This is a genomic window from Candidatus Alkanophaga liquidiphilum (genome assembly GCF_053996935.1).
This window is the reverse complement of the sequence record NZ_JBMXYC010000022.1, coordinates 1-16728: the sequence shown is the minus strand read 5'-3', so window position 1 is coordinate 16728 and position 16728 is coordinate 1. Positions and strand designations below refer to the sequence as shown.

At 52.0% G+C, this 16728-nt stretch carries 18 protein-coding genes; 12 read left to right on the top strand and 6 right to left on the bottom strand.

Features of this window, described 5'->3' with window-relative positions:
• Positions 1–19: 19 nt before the first annotated feature.
• Positions 20–1180: an LL-diaminopimelate aminotransferase gene (locus ACXJJA_RS02845; protein ID WP_456486716.1), complete on the bottom strand. Its 1161-nt coding sequence runs from the start codon at positions 1178–1180 to the stop codon at positions 20–22.
• 160 nt (positions 1181–1340) lie between these two features.
• Between ACXJJA_RS02845 and ACXJJA_RS02840 the strand changes: the two genes are divergently transcribed.
• Positions 1341–1676 carry a hypothetical protein gene (locus ACXJJA_RS02840; RefSeq protein ID WP_456486715.1) on the top strand — a complete coding sequence of 112 codons (336 nt, stop codon included), beginning with the start codon at positions 1341–1343 and terminating at the stop codon, positions 1674–1676.
• On the opposite strand, the gene ACXJJA_RS02835 is transcribed toward ACXJJA_RS02840, so the two are convergent.
• On the bottom strand, positions 1677–2483 hold the full coding sequence (locus tag ACXJJA_RS02835) for a putative RNA uridine N3 methyltransferase (RefSeq protein ID WP_456486714.1): 807 nt from the start codon (positions 2481–2483) through the stop codon (positions 1677–1679).
• A 416-nt stretch (positions 2484–2899) separates the two neighbouring features.
• On the opposite strand from ACXJJA_RS02835, the gene ACXJJA_RS02830 reads away from it, so the two are divergent.
• The 7 genes from ACXJJA_RS02830 (at position 2900) to ACXJJA_RS02800 (ending at position 9451) form a co-directional block, all read left to right on the top strand.
• Positions 2900–3418, top strand: coding sequence for an NUDIX hydrolase (locus tag ACXJJA_RS02830; RefSeq protein WP_456486713.1), 519 nt, complete (start codon positions 2900–2902; stop codon positions 3416–3418).
• Positions 3419–3448: 30 nt separating this feature from the next.
• Complete coding sequence (gene trxA, locus ACXJJA_RS02825; protein ID WP_456486712.1) at positions 3449–3856, top strand: thioredoxin; 408 nt, start codon at positions 3449–3451, stop codon at positions 3854–3856.
• On the top strand, positions 3847–5268 hold the full coding sequence (locus ACXJJA_RS02820) for a DNA-directed DNA polymerase II small subunit (RefSeq protein ID WP_456486711.1): 1422 nt from the start codon (positions 3847–3849) through the stop codon (positions 5266–5268). The genes trxA and ACXJJA_RS02820 overlap by 10 nt, the downstream gene beginning before the upstream one ends.
• A gap of 56 nt (positions 5269–5324) precedes the next feature.
• Complete coding sequence (recJ, locus tag ACXJJA_RS02815) at positions 5325–6647, top strand: RecJ family nuclease (protein WP_456486710.1); 1323 nt, start codon at positions 5325–5327, stop codon at positions 6645–6647.
• A complete protein-coding gene (locus tag ACXJJA_RS02810; protein WP_456486709.1) occupies positions 6640–7215 on the top strand; it encodes an aldolase in 576 nt (191 codons plus the stop codon). The genes recJ and ACXJJA_RS02810 overlap by 8 nt, the downstream gene beginning before the upstream one ends.
• 915 nt (positions 7216–8130) lie before the next feature.
• On the top strand, positions 8131–8298 hold the full coding sequence (locus ACXJJA_RS02805) for a hypothetical protein (RefSeq protein WP_456486708.1): 168 nt from the start codon (positions 8131–8133) through the stop codon (positions 8296–8298).
• 265 nt (positions 8299–8563) lie between these two features.
• On the top strand, positions 8564–9451 hold the full coding sequence (locus tag ACXJJA_RS02800; protein ID WP_456486707.1) for a phosphate ABC transporter substrate-binding protein: 888 nt from the start codon (positions 8564–8566) through the stop codon (positions 9449–9451).
• 62 nt (positions 9452–9513) lie between these two features.
• Here the strand turns inward: ACXJJA_RS02800 and ACXJJA_RS02795 are convergent, their stop codons facing one another.
• Positions 9514–10026: a 50S ribosomal protein L6 gene (locus tag ACXJJA_RS02795; RefSeq protein WP_456486730.1), complete on the bottom strand. Its 513-nt coding sequence runs from the start codon at positions 10024–10026 to the stop codon at positions 9514–9516.
• An 82-nt stretch (positions 10027–10108) separates the two neighbouring features.
• On the opposite strand from ACXJJA_RS02795, the gene argB reads away from it, so the two are divergent.
• Positions 10109–10984: an acetylglutamate kinase gene (argB, locus tag ACXJJA_RS02790; RefSeq protein WP_456486706.1), complete on the top strand. Its 876-nt coding sequence runs from the start codon at positions 10109–10111 to the stop codon at positions 10982–10984.
• A 58-nt stretch (positions 10985–11042) separates the two neighbouring features.
• Here argB and ACXJJA_RS02785 read toward each other — a convergent pair whose 3' ends face one another.
• Positions 11043–11477, bottom strand: coding sequence for a PH domain-containing protein (locus tag ACXJJA_RS02785; RefSeq protein WP_456486705.1), 435 nt, complete (start codon positions 11475–11477; stop codon positions 11043–11045).
• 67 nt (positions 11478–11544) lie between these two features.
• Between ACXJJA_RS02785 and ACXJJA_RS02780 the strand changes: the two genes are divergently transcribed.
• A complete protein-coding gene (locus ACXJJA_RS02780; protein WP_456486704.1) occupies positions 11545–12600 on the top strand; it encodes a formate--phosphoribosylaminoimidazolecarboxamide ligase in 1056 nt (351 codons plus the stop codon).
• On the opposite strand, the gene ACXJJA_RS02775 is transcribed toward ACXJJA_RS02780, so the two are convergent.
• Both ACXJJA_RS02775 and ACXJJA_RS02770 read right to left on the bottom strand, forming a co-directional pair.
• Positions 12597–13586, bottom strand: a complete 990-nt coding sequence (locus tag ACXJJA_RS02775) for an RNA-guided pseudouridylation complex pseudouridine synthase subunit Cbf5 (RefSeq protein ID WP_456486703.1) — start codon at positions 13584–13586, stop codon at positions 12597–12599. The genes ACXJJA_RS02780 and ACXJJA_RS02775 overlap by 4 nt on opposite strands.
• Before the next feature lie 181 nt (positions 13587–13767).
• Positions 13768–14154 carry a hypothetical protein gene (locus ACXJJA_RS02770; protein WP_456486702.1) on the bottom strand — a complete coding sequence of 129 codons (387 nt, stop codon included), beginning with the start codon at positions 14152–14154 and terminating at the stop codon, positions 13768–13770.
• Positions 14155–15407: 1253 nt separating this feature from the next.
• Between ACXJJA_RS02770 and ACXJJA_RS02765 the strand changes: the two genes are divergently transcribed.
• Together ACXJJA_RS02765 and ACXJJA_RS02760 are read left to right on the top strand one after the other, a co-directional pair.
• On the top strand, positions 15408–15962 hold the full coding sequence (locus tag ACXJJA_RS02765; RefSeq protein WP_456486701.1) for a hydrogenase maturation protease: 555 nt from the start codon (positions 15408–15410) through the stop codon (positions 15960–15962).
• A gap of 180 nt (positions 15963–16142) precedes the next feature.
• A partial coding sequence (locus ACXJJA_RS02760; protein ID WP_456486700.1) for an acyl-CoA dehydrogenase family protein occupies positions 16143–16728 on the top strand: 586 nt, incomplete at its 3' end.

Genomic DNA, 16728 nt, shown 5'->3' with positions numbered 1-16728 from the left:
GGATACTTCTACGGCAAAGTTACACATTTAAAGCATCTTCAATCCGCTCGCATGCCTCCTTTATCCTTTCAACAGTCGTCGTCAGCGCGAATCTGACGTAACCGTCGCCGTGTGCCCCAAAACCAATACCGGGCGTCACAACCACCGCCGTCCGCTCAAGGAGCAGCGTTGCGAACTCTAACGACGAATAGCTCTCAGGAACCTTCGCCCAGACGTAAAATGTCGCCTTTGGCGTCTTAGCCTTTATTCCAGCATCTCTTAACCCTTTTATCAGGGCGTCCCGCCGCTCTTTATACGTGCGGACGTTGCGTTCGATGACGTCCTGCGGACCTTTGAGGGCGGCGACCGCCGCGAGCTGCACCGCTTGAAACACGCCCGAATCCACGTTCGTTTTTATTTCCCTGATGCCCTTCAAAACGTCGGCGTTGCCGACGACGTAGCCTATTCTCCAACCGGTCATGTTGTAAGTTTTGGAGAGCGTGTTGAACTCCACGCCCACCTCAAAGGCGCCGTCGGCTGCAAGGAAGCTCATCGCTTTGTAGTCGTCGAAGGTTATTTCCGAGTATGGATTATCGTGCATGACGATAACGCCGTAATCCTTTGCGAAGTCCACAACCTCCTTAAAGAACTCCTTGGAGGCGCCCGCCGCTGTCGGGTTGTTGGGGTAGTTCAAAAACAAAAGTTTCGCTTTCTTGGCAATATCCACGTCGATTTCTGAGAGGGAGGGCTCAAACTCATTTTCTTCAGTCAGAGGCAACTCGTGGGGGACGGCGTCGGCGAGCACCGTCGCATTCTTGTATACGGGATACGCCGGGTCCGGCACTAACGCAACGTCGCCAGCATCGAGAAACGCAAACGCCGCATGTGCGATACCCTCTTTCGAGCCGATGAGCGTCAGCACTTCTGTTTCAGGGTCTAATGTCACGCCCTTCCGCCGCTTATACCACTCGGCGACTGCCTCCCTGAACGCCAGCAGCCCCTCATACGACGGATACCTGTGATTCTGCGGGTCCTTCGCCGCCTCGTATAACGCCTCAATAACGTGCGGCGGCGTTGGCAAGTCCGGGTCGCCGACGCTCAAATCTATGATGTCAGCGCCCTCTTTTTTCTTCTGCGCCTTCTTTTCGTCAATCTCCGCAAAAAGATACGGCGGCAACGAACGCAGCCTCCTCGCATGCATCACTGTGAAAGTCGCCGACTCTCGTATTTAAACTTTCGTGCTTGCCCTCGCAGGAAAGACGCTCGTAGGAACGACGATGTGGGATTTACCTCGCTGACAGGTGCTCACCAATGAACTGCATAAACCTTTTTATATCTTAAACTTTTTATCATCAATCTGTATGAGTGCTTTGGATAAGCTCGTGGGGAACTCCACGCATTTTAAGATAATGAAGTTATATTACGAGAACATGGACCTTTCAGAGAACATCTCAGAAATATCCCGCATCATAAACAGGAGTCATATAACAGTGAAGAAAGCGATAAACGACTTGGAGAGCATAGGGGTGTTAAGAGAGAAGCGAATAGGGCGTTCGAGGGTCGTGACGATAAATGAGGAGAGCCCTTACACAAAGGCAGTGTTTGAATTCTTCAAGAACGTGAAGGAAATCGAGGAAAAAACATTTCTTGAGTCGTTGATAAAAAGAAAGGCGTCCTTTGAAGCTTCGAATAAGTGATTAGTGGCGGAGAATGTTGTATGCTGCGAGTGTGCAGAAGATGGCTTCTTCGGTCCTTACGGTGGCGGTGCCTTGTCCCGGCACGGTGTTCACGACGTGCCCGCCGAAGTCCTCATAAGTCAAGCCCTCATCTGCTAAAATTTCCTTCAAGCCCCGACTCGGCGAGCCGAAGACGAACGCAATGTCGCCTTTGAATATTTTCTTCATTGGCTCCACATCGAAAACGCCGAGCCTTGACGTGAATATGATCTTGCATTTCCTCCCCGATTTCTTTAGGGTTTTCCCTAGACTCCCACCTCGTCGCACGACGTAGCCCCAATAAAACGGAATCTCCTCACGCCTCGCAAGCTGCACCTCCAAAGGCTCCTTTGAAACTACTTTCACGGTCACCCGCCCACGAGCATCGCCGCCCCGCCGCAGGACGGCATACTCCTCCACCCCTATGTCCACTAACGCCTTCTTGGCGTCCTTGCTCACTACGACCCCCTCCCTAAACTCTCCAACCTCCAAGCTTGCTTTCTTTGACGCCGTGGGGTGGTGCTTTGTCCGCAGCGGCGGGATGAGTCCCACAAACCTCAGCTCCGGCTCCAAGCCAAAAAGACGCTTCCGCAAGTATTGCGGCGTTTCCGCGTATTTCAAGACCTTCTCTATGAAGCGGCTATCATCGTGCTCTCTGTCTTTGTATATCACAATTTCGTCAACGCAGAATATCGAGGCGGCTCTCGCCACCTGCCCCACTTTATATGTTTTCACCCTCTCGTCCGCCACGTCTATCGTCAGCGACGACGGTATTAAGATGCAAAGCATTATTACTAAATACTCTAAGTGGGGAAAATACCTTACGGAGCTACGCCCTTCTTAGGGGTCTGTTTCATTTTAAACTCACCTGCGAGTTTCTTTAAACATCTTCAAAGAAAAACAGCCCCGCGCAACCCGCTCACCTACGGGACTCACCCCCCTCGCTCTTATATGCCTGAGCGGGGCATTTATCAATAATCACGGATTTTCCTTGCATCTATGTTTTTGTCTCTTCCTGAAAAAAGCAAAGTAGTTACATACTTTTCGGAATATGACTCATCTTACTCCTCCAAGGTTTCACGTTAATCTCGGCATATGCATTTCCCGTTAGTCTTAACAACAATTCCGTCAACTGTATGTATGTTTCTTCTCTCAAAACAACAGCGAGGTAAAAGATAAATTATATTTGCCTCCAATTGAGGGTAATGGTGGAGAGGCTAAGGGCGGCCCTTTCAAAGCGGGATAGAAAGACGATGGAGGATGAAAATTTTTCAAGAGCTGCGGTTTTGGTTCCTGTCTTCAAAAAGGACGAGAAGTGCCACATACTCCTCATAAAAAGGACCGAGGAGGTGCAGCACCACAAAGGCGAGGTTTCATTCCCCGGAGGCGCCTACGAAGAGGAGGATGGCGATTTGCTAACTACGGCGCTGCGGGAGTGCGAGGAAGAAATAGGATTGAAGCCCGACGACGTCAGCGTCCTCGGGGCGCTCGACGATGTAAAGACGTTAAGCTCAAGGTACATAATCACGCCTTTTGTAGCGCTGGTTCCTTACCCTTATGAGTTTAAAGCGAATGTGCGTGAGGTTGCACGGGTTTTTGCGGTGCCGCTTTCGGAGTTTCTCGATGAGAGGAATTTTAAGGGCGACAGATGGGTGTGTGACGGCGAGGAAATCTGGGGCGCCACCGCCATGATTTTAAAACAGTTACTGGAATTGCTGAGATGATTGAGTGCTGAAATGATTGAGTGCTGAAAGATGAGTGAGGAAGAATTAAGAAAGATAAGGATGAAGAAGCAGAAAGAGCTGGAGGCAAAAATTAGGGAGAGGATGAAGATGCAGGAGATAGACCACCCTTTGGTTATAACTGACGAGACCTTCGAAGAGGTAATCCGGAAATATCCGCTCGTCGTCGTGGATTTCTGGGCGCCGTGGTGTCCGCCGTGCAGGATGATAGCGCCGATAATAGAGGAGCTTGCGAAGAAGTATGCCGGGCGTGTTGTCTTCGGCAAGCTGAACACCGACGAAAACATGCGGACCGCCGCCTCTCTCGGGATAATGGCGGTTCCCACGCTCATGATTTATAAGGACGGCAGGCTCGTCGACCAAATCATCGGAGCGCTCCCGAAGAAGCACTTGGAAGCCCGTATTGAAAAATGGCTTTGAGCAAGACGGGAAAAAAGGAAATAGTGAAGTTATTTGCGGACATCGGCTACCAAGTCCATCCTGAAGCAATTCCGCTGCTGAAAAAGTATGAGGGCTCTCTACAAAGGCTCGTGGAGGATGTGAAAAAGGTTTTCGGGGACTCGCTCCTCGTCATAGAAAGGGCGCATGTGGAAAAGCTTTTAGAGCGAAAAGTGCTTTTAGATTTAGAGCAGGTGGGGGGCACGGCGCCAGCGCCCCGAATCATAAAATCCTTCAACGACAGCTCCCGACAGCCGCAACAGCCGCAAATGCAGCTCCAACAGCTATTCCTCGATAGATACAAGAGGATAAGTAAGATATTAAAGGCAAGGATAAACGCAAGACCAATAAAGCGGGTTAAGAGTGGCGATTCTGAGGTTTCTGTCATCGGGCTCGTCTCTTCCGTGGCGAAGACCCGGAAGGGCAACGTCATCGCCGAACTCGAAGACCCTACGGGCACTATTCCTGTGATTTTCCAGAAAGACGTGAACCTCCTGCTTGATGAGGTTGTCGGCGTAACGGGACGCTTGACCAAAGACCACAGATACCTCATTGCTGAGAGGATTGTTTATCCTGAGGTTCCACTTTATAATGAGAAAAGAGAGAAGATTGGAAACGGGTCGGAGGGGCATAAGGCGCTGTTCATCTCAGACATGCACTTTGGTAGCAAACAGTTTTTAGAAGAACGGTGGAATCGCTTCATAGACTGGTTAAAACGGCGCACCGATATTTCTTACGTGGTCGTCGCTGGCGACGTCGTCGACGGTATCGGCATCTACCCAAGGCAGGAGGAAGAGCTTCTGATTAAAGACATCTACGAGCAGTATGAGCTCGCCGCCGCGTATCTTCGGGAAATCCGCCACGCACACATAATAATCTCGCCCGGAAACCACGACGCTGTGCGGCAGGCGGAGCCGCAGCCGCCACTTTCGGGCGAAATCGCCGAGATGTTCCCGAAGAACGTGCATTTTGTCAGCAGCCCTGCAACCTTCGAAATCGCGGGCAGACATATCGTCGTGTATCACGGGCAGTCCTTCGACGACATCATCGGCGAAATTCCGGGGCTAAGCTACGAGGAGCCTCTAAAACTAATGATGGAGTTGCTGAGGCGGCGGCATCTCGCCCCGATATACGGGAAGAGCGTCCCAATCCTCCCACAGGGCGGTGAGGACCATGCCGTCATCGAGAGCGTGCCGGACGTGCTGCACTGCGGGCACTCGCATACCGTCGGCGTCGCAAGATACAGGGGCGTCCTGCTCATAAATTCAGGGACGTGGCAGGCGCAGACGAAATATCAGAAGAAAAGGAGCATAGAGCCGGTACCGTGCCGTGCGACGCTTGTGGACTTAACCGCAATGCGGGCGAAGGTTTTGAATTTCGCAGCCGCCTCTTGAATTTCAACCGCACTACTTCCAAAAAGCTTTAAGGCATGCATACTTGAGAATAACCCATGATGAAAGGGCTGCAAAGAGCCGTGGAGGAAGCCGCTGAGATTATAAAAGAGCATAAGTTTGTGAGAATAATTTCACATTATGACGCTGACGGCATAACAGCCGCTGGAATATTATGCAATGCGCTGCATCGCCTTGGAATTAAATTCCATGTGTCCCTCGTTGGCAAACTGGACTCTTTGCTCTTGGAAAATTTGTTGGATGAAGAGCTTGTCATCTTTTGCGATATGGGGAGCGGGCAGCTCGGCAACCTGCCCCGCTTAAAAGGCACAACTGTGGTTTTAGACCATCATATCTGCGAAAGGGAGCAAAAAGACGGCATACTGCATGTGAACCCTTATCTTTTTGGGATAAACGGCATGGACGAGGTCTCCTCCGCAGGCATCTCATACCTGCTGGTGAAGTGTGTGGATGAGAAGAACGTGGAGCTCGCAGGGCTCGCAATCGCCGGGGCGCTCGGCGATAAGCAAGTGATGACCGGAATAAACAGGGAAATCTTGGAAGAAGCTGTGAGAGCGGGCGTCGTTTCTGTGCGGCGGGGGCTGCGGCTGGGCGCAGGCGTCATAAAAGATATGCTCCTCTTCTGCACCGACCCGTATTTGGAGTTTGCGGGCGAGCCCGAGCTGGTAGAGGCGTTTTTAGCGGACATGAAAGTCAACGGCACGAGGCGGCTTAATGAACTTTCGGAGGCGGAGCTGGAGCGGCTTACTGCGGGGCTGCTTTCGAGAGCGTCGGCGGCGAGCCGTGATGCGCTGATAGGAGACGTTTACACGTTGAACTTCGAGGTCATAAAGGATGGAGCGAGCTTTGCAAAGACACTTGACGCCGTCGGACGCTTCGGCAAGATGGGCGTCGCCGTCGCCCTCTGCATGGGCGATGAGAGCGCCCTCGACGAGGCTTTATACCTGCACAGAAAATTCCAAAGTAGGCTCGTTGCTGAGCTGAAAAGAGTCCGGGAGGGGATGCCCTCCAGCGAGAACCTTAGATATTTCTATGTGAGAGAGAAGAACATCACGGGCGTCCTCGCCGGCATCATCGCCCGCTACATCTCCCCCGACAAATCCGTCGCCACGATTAATAAGAATCAGGGTAAAGAGACGAAAATCTCAGTGCGCTGCTCACGAACTCTCCTCTCGCAAGGCATCGACCTCGCAAAAGCCGTAGCCACAGCCGCAAACGCCGTCGGAGGGCGGGGCGGTGGGCACCCAGTAGCGTCGGGTGCTGCCATCCCTGAAGGTGCAGAAGCCGAATTCCTTAAAATCCTTGATAAGATAATAGGAGAGCAGAAAAGAGCTGCACAGAAGAAAACTGGAAATGCATGAGGAGTTAAGGAAATTTGGGAGGAAACTCGTGGAAAGCGGGCTCGTTTCCTCGCACTTTGGAAATATCAGCACACGAATCGGACGCAAGATGCTAATCAGTAGGAGCGGCGCCATGCTCGACGAGCTCGACGAGGCGAGTGTCGTCGAAGTCGATTTGGAAAAGCCGTCGAGCCTCGACATCATTGCGTCGTCGGAGGCGAACGTCCACCGTGCAATCTACAAAAATACATCGGCGCTCGCAATAATACACACGCACTCGCCGTTCGCAGTCGTGCTGTCGCTGCTCTGCGGCGCTCGTGGCGAGAGAAAAATCGTGCCAGTGGACACTGAAGGCTCTTACTTCCTACACGAAATCCCGCTTGTCCACGGCGGCGCCGGCACTGAGGAGCTCGCGAAAAACCTCGCAGACGCCCTAACAGAGCATAAGGCGGCAATCGCCGTCGGGCATGGTGCGTTCTGCATCGGAAAAATTGTCGAAGAGGCGTTCGTCGTCGCCTCCATGGTCGAACACAGCTGTAAAGTCAAATACTTTTACGACTTGCAGCGAAGCATTGGTTTTCGGGGATGAACCACCTTACGTCCTGCTCTCGCTCGTCGCTGTCGGCAAAACGTAAACGTACCTCTGCCCTAGGTGCTGAGAACTCACCCAAGTTGATATTTCATTTAATTTGTCGGAATATATACAAACTTATTCATGCTCACTGTTTCTGTTCTCCCATGACGAGGTGACCTCCTCCCCTCGCTTACGCAAGGGGCTTCCACCGTGAAGCTTGCGAGGTTGGGCGTTCACTCGGAGCTTCACGCTCTGAGCTCATGCACCTTCAGGGCGGTCACGAACCGCATCCCACCCCTCTCGTTAAGGAGTGGGCTACAAGAGAATATGTGTTCAGAGAAGTATCTAAATCTAACCCACCCTCCTCCCCTTGCGTATCCCCACGCTTACGCATGGGGTCTTGCAAGCAACAGAAAGATAAAAATGTTGCGATGGGGCGTCTCCGAAACCTGATTAACGACCTCAAAACTCGCCCGCACGTTGCGCAACGAAGTTCTCGTTTATATCTACACCTACGAGCGTCTTCGGCTCGTAGGGGCTTGAGGAAACTTTTGCTGATAGTCGTCTCTACGTTTTAAGCTACCTACATGCTTCAAAGTCTCATTGGTTGAAGGCATTGTGGAATCCGAGCATGAGAGCATCAAGCAGCGCCGCATGGCTACGAGCTTGAAACACAGCACCCTCCCCAACGAACTATGAACATACATACGGAATCACAAAGGATGCAAGGGGCTTTGGTGAATAAGGTTCTTCTAAAGAAATTCCTACAATCCCAATTTGCGTATTTCTCACTTCGTTTCAACCAGTCCAGAGAATACGAGATGTTAAAAGAATGCTCGAGCCGAGCCTGCGGTCTTCAACGTCTACAACCCCGTAATTAGGAACATCGCCGGAACGCCCAACGCAACTGTCGCCTACAAAATCGTAGGGATGGAAGCACTCGCTTATATCCACATTTACGACTCGAATTGTCCTTTCAAGGAGCTAGACCTCCTCAACCCCTTCGGCGGCGCTTACAGGGTTGCAAGATGCGACTTAAGGGGCTGTTGCGTCTCAGCCCACGAGCTTCTTCGCGCCGTTCAATGCGTCGGTATGTAGCCCTTTTACAATGCCAGAACCGCAATCCTCATATTTGAAGACTCAGCAGGTTGGCGTTGCGTGACGTTCCCTCGGGATAACTTTCTAAACCCTCCAGAACGTCCTCAGGAATCGTTGTGTATATTGCTTCGGCATCCACGACTCTAACTTTTTGCTCTTGTCCTCTCCACGTTCGAAATTTTCTTCCACACCTGTCATAGCTTATCAGGTTTGATTTGCATGAAGACTTAAGTAACAGCAGCCAAACAGAAACGCAGGTGAAACCATGTCGAAGAAAATCTTAGCGTTGTTTTTACTCTTAGTGTCGGTCTGCGGCTGCGTGGAGCATCAGAGGCTGACAATCGCAGGCTCTACGACGCTTCTGCCCGTGATTGAAGAGTGCGCCCGCCTCTTCATGGAGCAGCATCCCGCCGTCAGGATAACGGTGGCGGGCGGCGGCTCCGGGCACGGCATCAAGGCGGTCGGCGCCGGAAACATAGACATAGGGATGGCGTCTCGGGACGTGAAGTCCGAGGAGCTTGAGCTTTATCCGAACTTAAACCTCATACCCGTGGCGGCGGATGGCATCGCAATCATCGCCCATCCGAACAATCCTATTGAAAATTTGACGCTTGAGCAGATTGCGAGGATTTTCAGCGGTGAAATTAAAAACTGGCGGGAGTTGGGCTGGGAGGACGCTGAAATTCACGTCGTCACGAGGGAATACGGCTCGGGCACAAGGGCAACGTTCGAAGAGCATGTGCTCAAGCCCTTTGGCGTCGAAATGTCGGCGGCGGCGCTCACTAAGCCTTCGAACGGCGACGTCCGAGCCACAGTCTCGACGGACAGACATGCCATCGGCTACCTCTCCATCGGCTATGTCGACGCCTCCATAAAGGCCATAAAAGTGAACGGCGTCGAGCCCTCACACGAAAACGTGATGAGCGGTGAGTATCCAATCTCAAGGAAGCTTTACCTAATAACAAAAGGTGAGCCGGACCCGTTGGAAAGCGAGTTTATAGAGTTCGTGCTCGGACCTGAGGGGCAAGAGGTCTTTGGGATGTGGGGCTATATCCCGGTCGGAATGATGCCTTCATCACCAGCAACAACACCGCCACCGAAAACGGCATCACCGTCGCCCACGCCGACAGAGGCAGCAACAGTGAATCCCTAAGGCTTAAAGCGAAAACAACGAGCGACGCAGAAAGCTATGCCGCTCCGCACAAATAAGACGAGCTAAGCGCTGCCGACGGCTTTTTCGACGAGGTAGATTCCGTCTTGGAAAACGCGGGGGTCCCTTCTTTTTATCTTTGTCGCTTGCTCGATGTTAGCAGCAGTCTGTCCCACCGCTTCCTTGTTTATGCCTGTTACGATGATGTCCCTGCCCTTAACTTCAACCTTCACGTCCCCGACGATTTCCGCAACTCTCGGGCGCTTCTCGCCGAGGAAGTTTGAAATTTCCACTTTATTGCCCACGACCTTCACCTGTATCGGGAAGTGCGAATACACCACCCTTAATTTATATGTGAAACCCTCGGTCACGCCGGTTATCATGTTTTTGATGTGCGCTGCGAATGTGCCCGCGACCGCTCTCACTTTTCTCCGCGGCGCCTCCCAACGCACGAAAACGCTCTGCCCCTCCCGCTCTATTTTCACGTTCGGGTGCCACAGCCGCCGCTCGACCACGCCTTTCGGTCCTGAAACTCTTACATTTCCCTCTTTAATTTCCACTTCCACGCCTTCCGGCATCGGGATGCTGATCTCGTCGGGCAAATGCCCCACCCCAGCTTAGTTTGATGGACATCTTATTAATTCGTTCTCCCATTTATTTATGGCGGCAACCATGAGCAGGGAGAAAATTCTGATAGAGGCGTTGCCTTACATTCGGGAGTTTTACGGCTCGACGATGGTGATTAAGCTCGGTGGGCACGCCCTAGTCGACGAGGCAACGATGGAGGACGTCATTAAGGACGTCGTTCTCCTGCGGTTCGTTGGCATAAATCCGGTGGTGGTGCACGGCGGCGGTCCTGAGATAACGAGGCTCATGGAACGCCTCGGCAAGCAGCCGAAGTTCGTCGCCGGTCTCAGGGTTACGGATGACGAGACTATGGAAATCGTCAGGATGGTGCTCGTGGGGAGCGTGAACGAGCGCATCGTCTCGCTCATCAGTAAGCACGGGGGGAAGGGCATCGGGCTCTCGGGCAACGATGGCAGGCTTATCATCGCCGAAAAGCTGCGCAGAGTGCGGCGGGGCGACGTTGAAGAGGAGGTGGACCTCGGCTGGGTCGGCGAAATTAAGGCGATCAACCCCGAGGTCATCAAGATGGTCGTAACGCACGGCTACATCCCAGTGGTCTCGCCAATTGCTGTAGATGAGCAGGGTAACAGCTTGAATGTGAATGCGGATACCACCGCCGGCGAAATCGCAGCCGCCCTAAAAGCGAAAAAGCTGATAATACTTACGGACGTCCCCGGACTCCTTAGAGACCCTAGAGACCTTTCAACATTGATTTCCGAGATTTCAAGAGACGAAGCTCGGCGACTCATTAAGGGCGGTGTCGTGGAGAGTGGCATGCTCCCAAAGCTTGAAGCTTGCGTAAAAGCGGCGTCCGTTGGCGTCGTCTGCCACATCATCGATGGGCGGAAGCCTCATTCTCTCCTGCTCGAACTCTTTACAGACGCCGGCGTCGGCACTATGCTCCGATAAGCGGTTAGTAGCAGACGGCAAATGCTCACATCGTAGAGAGGAAACTGTATCAATTAGTTTAAAGCGTTTTTAATGTCTCAACGAATATCTCAGGGTTTTTAACACTTAGCATGACCGCAAAGTTGTTTGTCGGGACGTAAACGACGGTGTTGCTCGTCACGAAGAGCAGGGCTTTTTTGCCGTTTCTAAGTTTGAACCAGCCCTCTTTGTAGCCGGGGAGCCCTATGCCGTTCGTCCTGATTCTCGGCTTATATTCGCTCTTGACGCTCAGGTCGAGCGTGCGGATGCCGTTTTTGATTATTTGCTCTTTTGGGATGAAGCGTCCGTAAAGACTGCCTTTTATCCTGAGACCGTCGTTTTCGACCTCGACGGTGACGTTCCGCATGCTGTAAGCGATGTAAGCGAAGAGAAGTAGCAGCGCTAAGCACACAACAACTATTGAGAGCGTGACGACCCACGCTGTCGAGGACGGCGGCACCAACTCGAACCTCATCGCTTTACGTTCCTCATCCGAGCATATATATTTTGAGACAACCAATTCTCAGCCAGCCGGTGATTTCATGCTGGAAGGTTACGACGTCTCAAAGCTGAGCATTGGGACGCTTGGCTCGCACTCCGCTTTGAATATTTTAAAGGGGGCAAAGGACGAGAGCTTCCGCACAGTCGTCGTTTGCAAACACGGCGACGAGCTTGTGTATGAGCGTTTTAGAGTTGCTGACGTTATGATCAGCGTGGAAAGCTTTGAGGAGCTTGCCAATGATGAAATTCAGGAGCGCCTGCTCGAATTAAATACGATACTCGTGCCACATGGCTCCTTTAACGCTTACATCCCGACAGAGAAACTTTTGAAGCTAAGAGTCCCGATGTTTGGGAACAAGCAACTGCTCGTCTGGGAGACGAATCGGGAGCTTCAGGAGCGCTGGCTGAGGAGGGCAGGGCTCCGCCTTCCTAAAGTCTTTAAAAGCCCTGACGAAATAGACCGTCTTGTTATTGTTAAGTTTCCGGGCGCCCGCGGCGGGCGTGGCTACTTCCTTACAAGCTCACCTGAAGACTTCTGGAAAAAGGCTGAAAGTTTTTTAAAAGTGGGGGTTTTGCGTGAGGAGGACTTAAGGGATGTGCATATTCAGGAATATGTTGTCGGTGTGAACGTCTATCCTTCGTATTTCCGCTCATTGTTGCACGAAGAAACAGAACTTCTTGCAATAGACCGACGCTACGAGGCAAATGTGGACGCTCTCTGGAAGATTCCTGCGTCGGAGCAGCTACAACTTGACTTAAGTCCGACTTACACCGTCGTCGGGAACATTCCACTGATGCTTAGAGAGTCTTTGCTTGCAGAAATCCTGAGGATGGGCGACGCCGTGGTCGAGGCGTCTGAGAAAATAGCGATGCCTGGCATCATCGGCGCTTTCTGTCTCGAAACCGTGATTACCGAAAACCTTGAAATTTACACTTTCGAAATATCAGCCCGCATCGTCGCCGGCACGAACGTTGGCATCGGCACATCGCCCTACGCATACCTCCGACATGGCGAAAACATGTTCATGGGGCGGCGGATTGCCCTTGAGATAAAGGAAGCGGCAGAGCAGGGGAGGCTTGAGGAAGTTCTGACTTAAGCATCAGAGACGCCCTCGCCGCTACTTTTGCCGCCCCAACAACGTGGGTAAGTGCCGGGCTCCATCAAAACCTTTTTCGTTTCGACACAGATTCCCTTTTCGGCCCTCAGCATTTCTACGGCGTCGAGCTTCGCCTCGCCGACAGCAACAGCCTCCCTTTTCAGCGTAAAGACCACGACTGCGTCGCCGGCGTTAATACGACGGTCGAGCTGCACGATGCCAGGCGCTGCAAGGTCTGCACCGTGGCAAATCGCATCGACGGCGGTATCCTTCACTACCACATACGGAAGCTCGCGCACCGCCTGCTCCATCGGTATCAGAATACGGCGTAAAAAACTCTCGTCGCCATCTTCGTAAAAAACGTAAGCGTCTTTTAGGTCGTGAAGTGTGATGGAGTCTTTCTCTGAGAAAACGCCCGCTTTAGTGCGGCGGAGCTGAAACATGTGAGCGCCGACGCCGAGCGCCAGCCCGATGTGATGGCAGAGCATCCTAATGTAGGTGCCGGCTTCGCACCGCACCCTGAACAAAACTTCTTTGCCCTCAACCTCCAGAACGTCCAGCGAGTAGATTTTCCTGATGCGGATGCGACGTTTCACTGCCGACTTCAATGGCGGACGCTGGTAAATGCTGCCGACGAACTCCTTACACACCCGCTTTAGCACGGACGGCTTGACTTCCTTGTGAAGACGCATCAGGCAGACATACTCTTTCTCGCTCGCCAGCAGACCCGAGAGCTTCGTTGCCTTTCCGAGGAGTATTGGAAGGACGCCTGTAACCTTTGGGTCAAGCGTGCCGACGTGCGCCGCCTTCCTCGCCCCCAGAATCTCCTTGACCCATAGTGTTACTTGATGTGACGTTGGTCCCCTTGGCTTGTCGATGACCACGACACCACGCTCTATCAACCCTGGAATGCTCCTGTGCTCTGGCTCGCATCCATACTTCTTGCTCGTGAACGCCTCCGCCTTGACCAGCTCCGTTGCAGCCACGCATTTATTTTCCCCGTTATACTTGATATAAGCGAAGGGGTTCGGTCTAAGCGGTTTTCAAGGTTGAATCTTTTAACAATCAAGCCCAGCCAAAGCGCTGCTAAGCCGTAGCTTAATGCATTCACCACCGGAGACGGAACAAGAGCCCAGCGGGTAGCACGACGACGACCAGTAGCTGCCATTAATTAATCGCAAAGAGAGTGATAGATTGTAAAATGCTTCTTTCTGGGACGCCAAGCTCATCGTCTTCATAACTGAACAAAAATAGCATAGTCAGCAACGAGACGTCAAGCGGCAAAAGAGCCGCAAGCGGAAGTAGAAGCAACGAAGAACGCTCGAAGACGCTGCCAACGCCGCCGCGGGGATTACGGACGCAAAGGATGCCGAAAGCGCCTTGTTCGTGGCGAACTGTCCCTTTGTTATCGGCATAGCCTTCAAAAGCTCGATTTCCCGTCGCTCCGCAACGCAACGAGACGAAAACCTGCGGCAGGATGAAGTAAATCGGGATTAAAAACCCGACAACCATCGAAATCCGCCTGAAAATTATTTTCAAGTCCTTCAGCGGCATCGCTAAAACCCATCGCCAAGAGCTTTGACGAGCCTGCATCTCGTAATTCCTTCACGCCACACGTCGCCACGCCCAAAACGAATTCCGGCTCCAAAACGCCTCGCTAAACCCTGCTCGTCGCAAAATACTACAGCAACAAAAATGCCGCAAAATAACCAACGAGCAGAAGCACGTTTCTTCAACCTCAAATATCAAAGCGGTGGAAAACGGGAAAACGATGGAGTACTTGGCAAAAATTCTTGTGAACTCCTCGCTGTATCGCGTCAAGTAATTTTGAAGGTACTTAGAGCGCAAGACGCACTTCATGACAGCGTTAAGCCTAAAATCTTGACGATGTTCTTCAAAAACTGTCACTTTGAGGGGTCGTAAGAAATTCGCAGCCCGAAGAGGGAAAATGAGTAAACGACAGCATGCCCGACGAGGACTCCCATTAACACCCAAGAGCAACAGGAGCGCGGCTGTCGTCGGGTGTTTCGCCGTCAGGACGACAACGCTCGGGGCACTGCGAACGCAACGCCCGCCAACGCATCAATCAGCAGAAACGCGCTCAGGTAAAGAGCACCAAACCGCACCGGCTTTAAAGGCTCGAAGATGTCCAACGACGTTTACGTAGGAGGCTTGAACCGTCGTCGTGTGGAGCGCGAAAATAAATGACAGTAAAGCAAGGGTCACTGCGATAGAAGAATAATGTTTTCGTTGTTCGTAGCGGTGATGCTCGATGCAATGAATGCGCCGAAATGAGGAGGAAGAAAAAAGTTCTTGCTAAATTTCTTTGACGCTCAGCCCTTCAACTCTCTTTTTAAACCGCTCCATATCATTAGCCGCTGCGGGATTCTTCTTCAGCATCTTCACATTTGATAATACAATTACTTCATAAGATTCAACAATTCTGTTATCTTTAAACAATCGTAACGTTATTAGCATTGCTGACCTCTCTTAGTCTTGATTCTAAGTCCCACAAACTTCCACATACGCTTCTCACTCTATATAACCGTCTCACTCCTCAAAGTTTTCCTCTTTTGCTGCTTCTACTCTTTTTTCAAATTTGCTGAGCTTGCAGCCGTATTTGCTCTCAAGCAATTCATTCTCGCTTTTACTGCGGCTACCTGAGAAATTATCTTTAACCACTTATATCCACAATTTCACCCTTGAGACCCTTTTACCGTTATACTTTGGACCGTGTTAGACTTAAATTTAAGGACGGGTTGGGCAAAAACATCGTTTTTATCTTTAGCTAAGACGCATTTCCAAACATGAAAATCCTGATACTCGGCATAGGCAACCCGATACTGCGGGACGATGGCATCGGCGTTCACGCTGCCAACGCATTCAAAGAGGCTTTAAAGCAGCTGAATGACGCTGATTTTGCGGAAAACGTAATAATAGAAGTGGGAGAGGCAAGTACTGGCGGCTTTAACGTCCTTGAGATGCTTTTGGGCTACGAGAAGGTCATAATAATTGACGGAATAGTCGCAGGCGGCAAGGCAGGCGAGGTTTACCGACTTGAGCTTAAGGATTTCTCGAAGGCTTTGCACTTCACGTCGCCGCACGACACAAACATTATCACCGCCTTGGAGTTCGGCTACAAGTGCGTGCCGCAGGAGATGCCACGAGACATCGTGATTATTGGCGTTGAGGTCGAGTGCGTTGACGAATTCGGTACGGAAATGACACCAAGCGTCAAGAACGCCATCCCTAAAGTCGTAGACATGATTTTTGAGGAATTACAAGGTGTTTTCAAAGCAAAACCTAACGTGACAGAGGCAGGCGAGCGGCAGGAGCAAGAACGCATAAGCAAAACGGCGTAGCTCCGAGCGCTGTGGGCTGCGTGCTCGGCGTGCGACTTTTCAAAATGCACCGTAAGCCCCTTGAAGGTTGGGGGTCGCTGCGGCGGGCGTCGTCGCAGTAGATAACAAGTCCTTAAAGCCGTAAGCCTACACGCCCGAAACGAGAAATTAAATTGAAGCCAATTTTAGAGAGGTGGTTAAATGTTCGAGCTCAAGGAAGAGCATGTCATGCTGCGGGACATGGTGCGGGAGTTCGCCGAGCGTGAGCTGGCGCCGAGGCTTGCAGAGTTCGAGAGTGCGGGGCGGCTCCCTGAAGACGTCATCAGAAAAATAGCAGAGCTCAACCTCTTCGGGCTGGCGTTTCCGAAGGAGCTTGGCGGCGCCGACGCAGGACTCATGGGCTACGTGCTTGCGGCGGAGGAGCTTGCGAGGGTCTCAGTCGACGCCGCATTCATGTGCTCAGTGAGCATCGGCGCCACGTATCCGCTGTTGTTTGCCGGTAGCGAGGAGCAGAAGGAGAAGTACTTGAAGCCAATGGTGCGTGGCGAGAAGCTCGGAGCGTTCGCACTCACAGAGCCGAACGCCGGGAGCGACGCCGCTTCCATCGAGACCGTCGCCATAAAGGAAGGCGACGAATACGTGCTCAACGGGCGTAAGGTTTTCATTACGAATGCATCCATTGCCGACACTTACATCGTGTTCGCCTACACTGATAAGAGCAAGGGGGCGAAGGGCATAAGTGCGTTCATTGTCGAGAGAGGCATGGAAGGTTTCTCCTTTGGGAAGA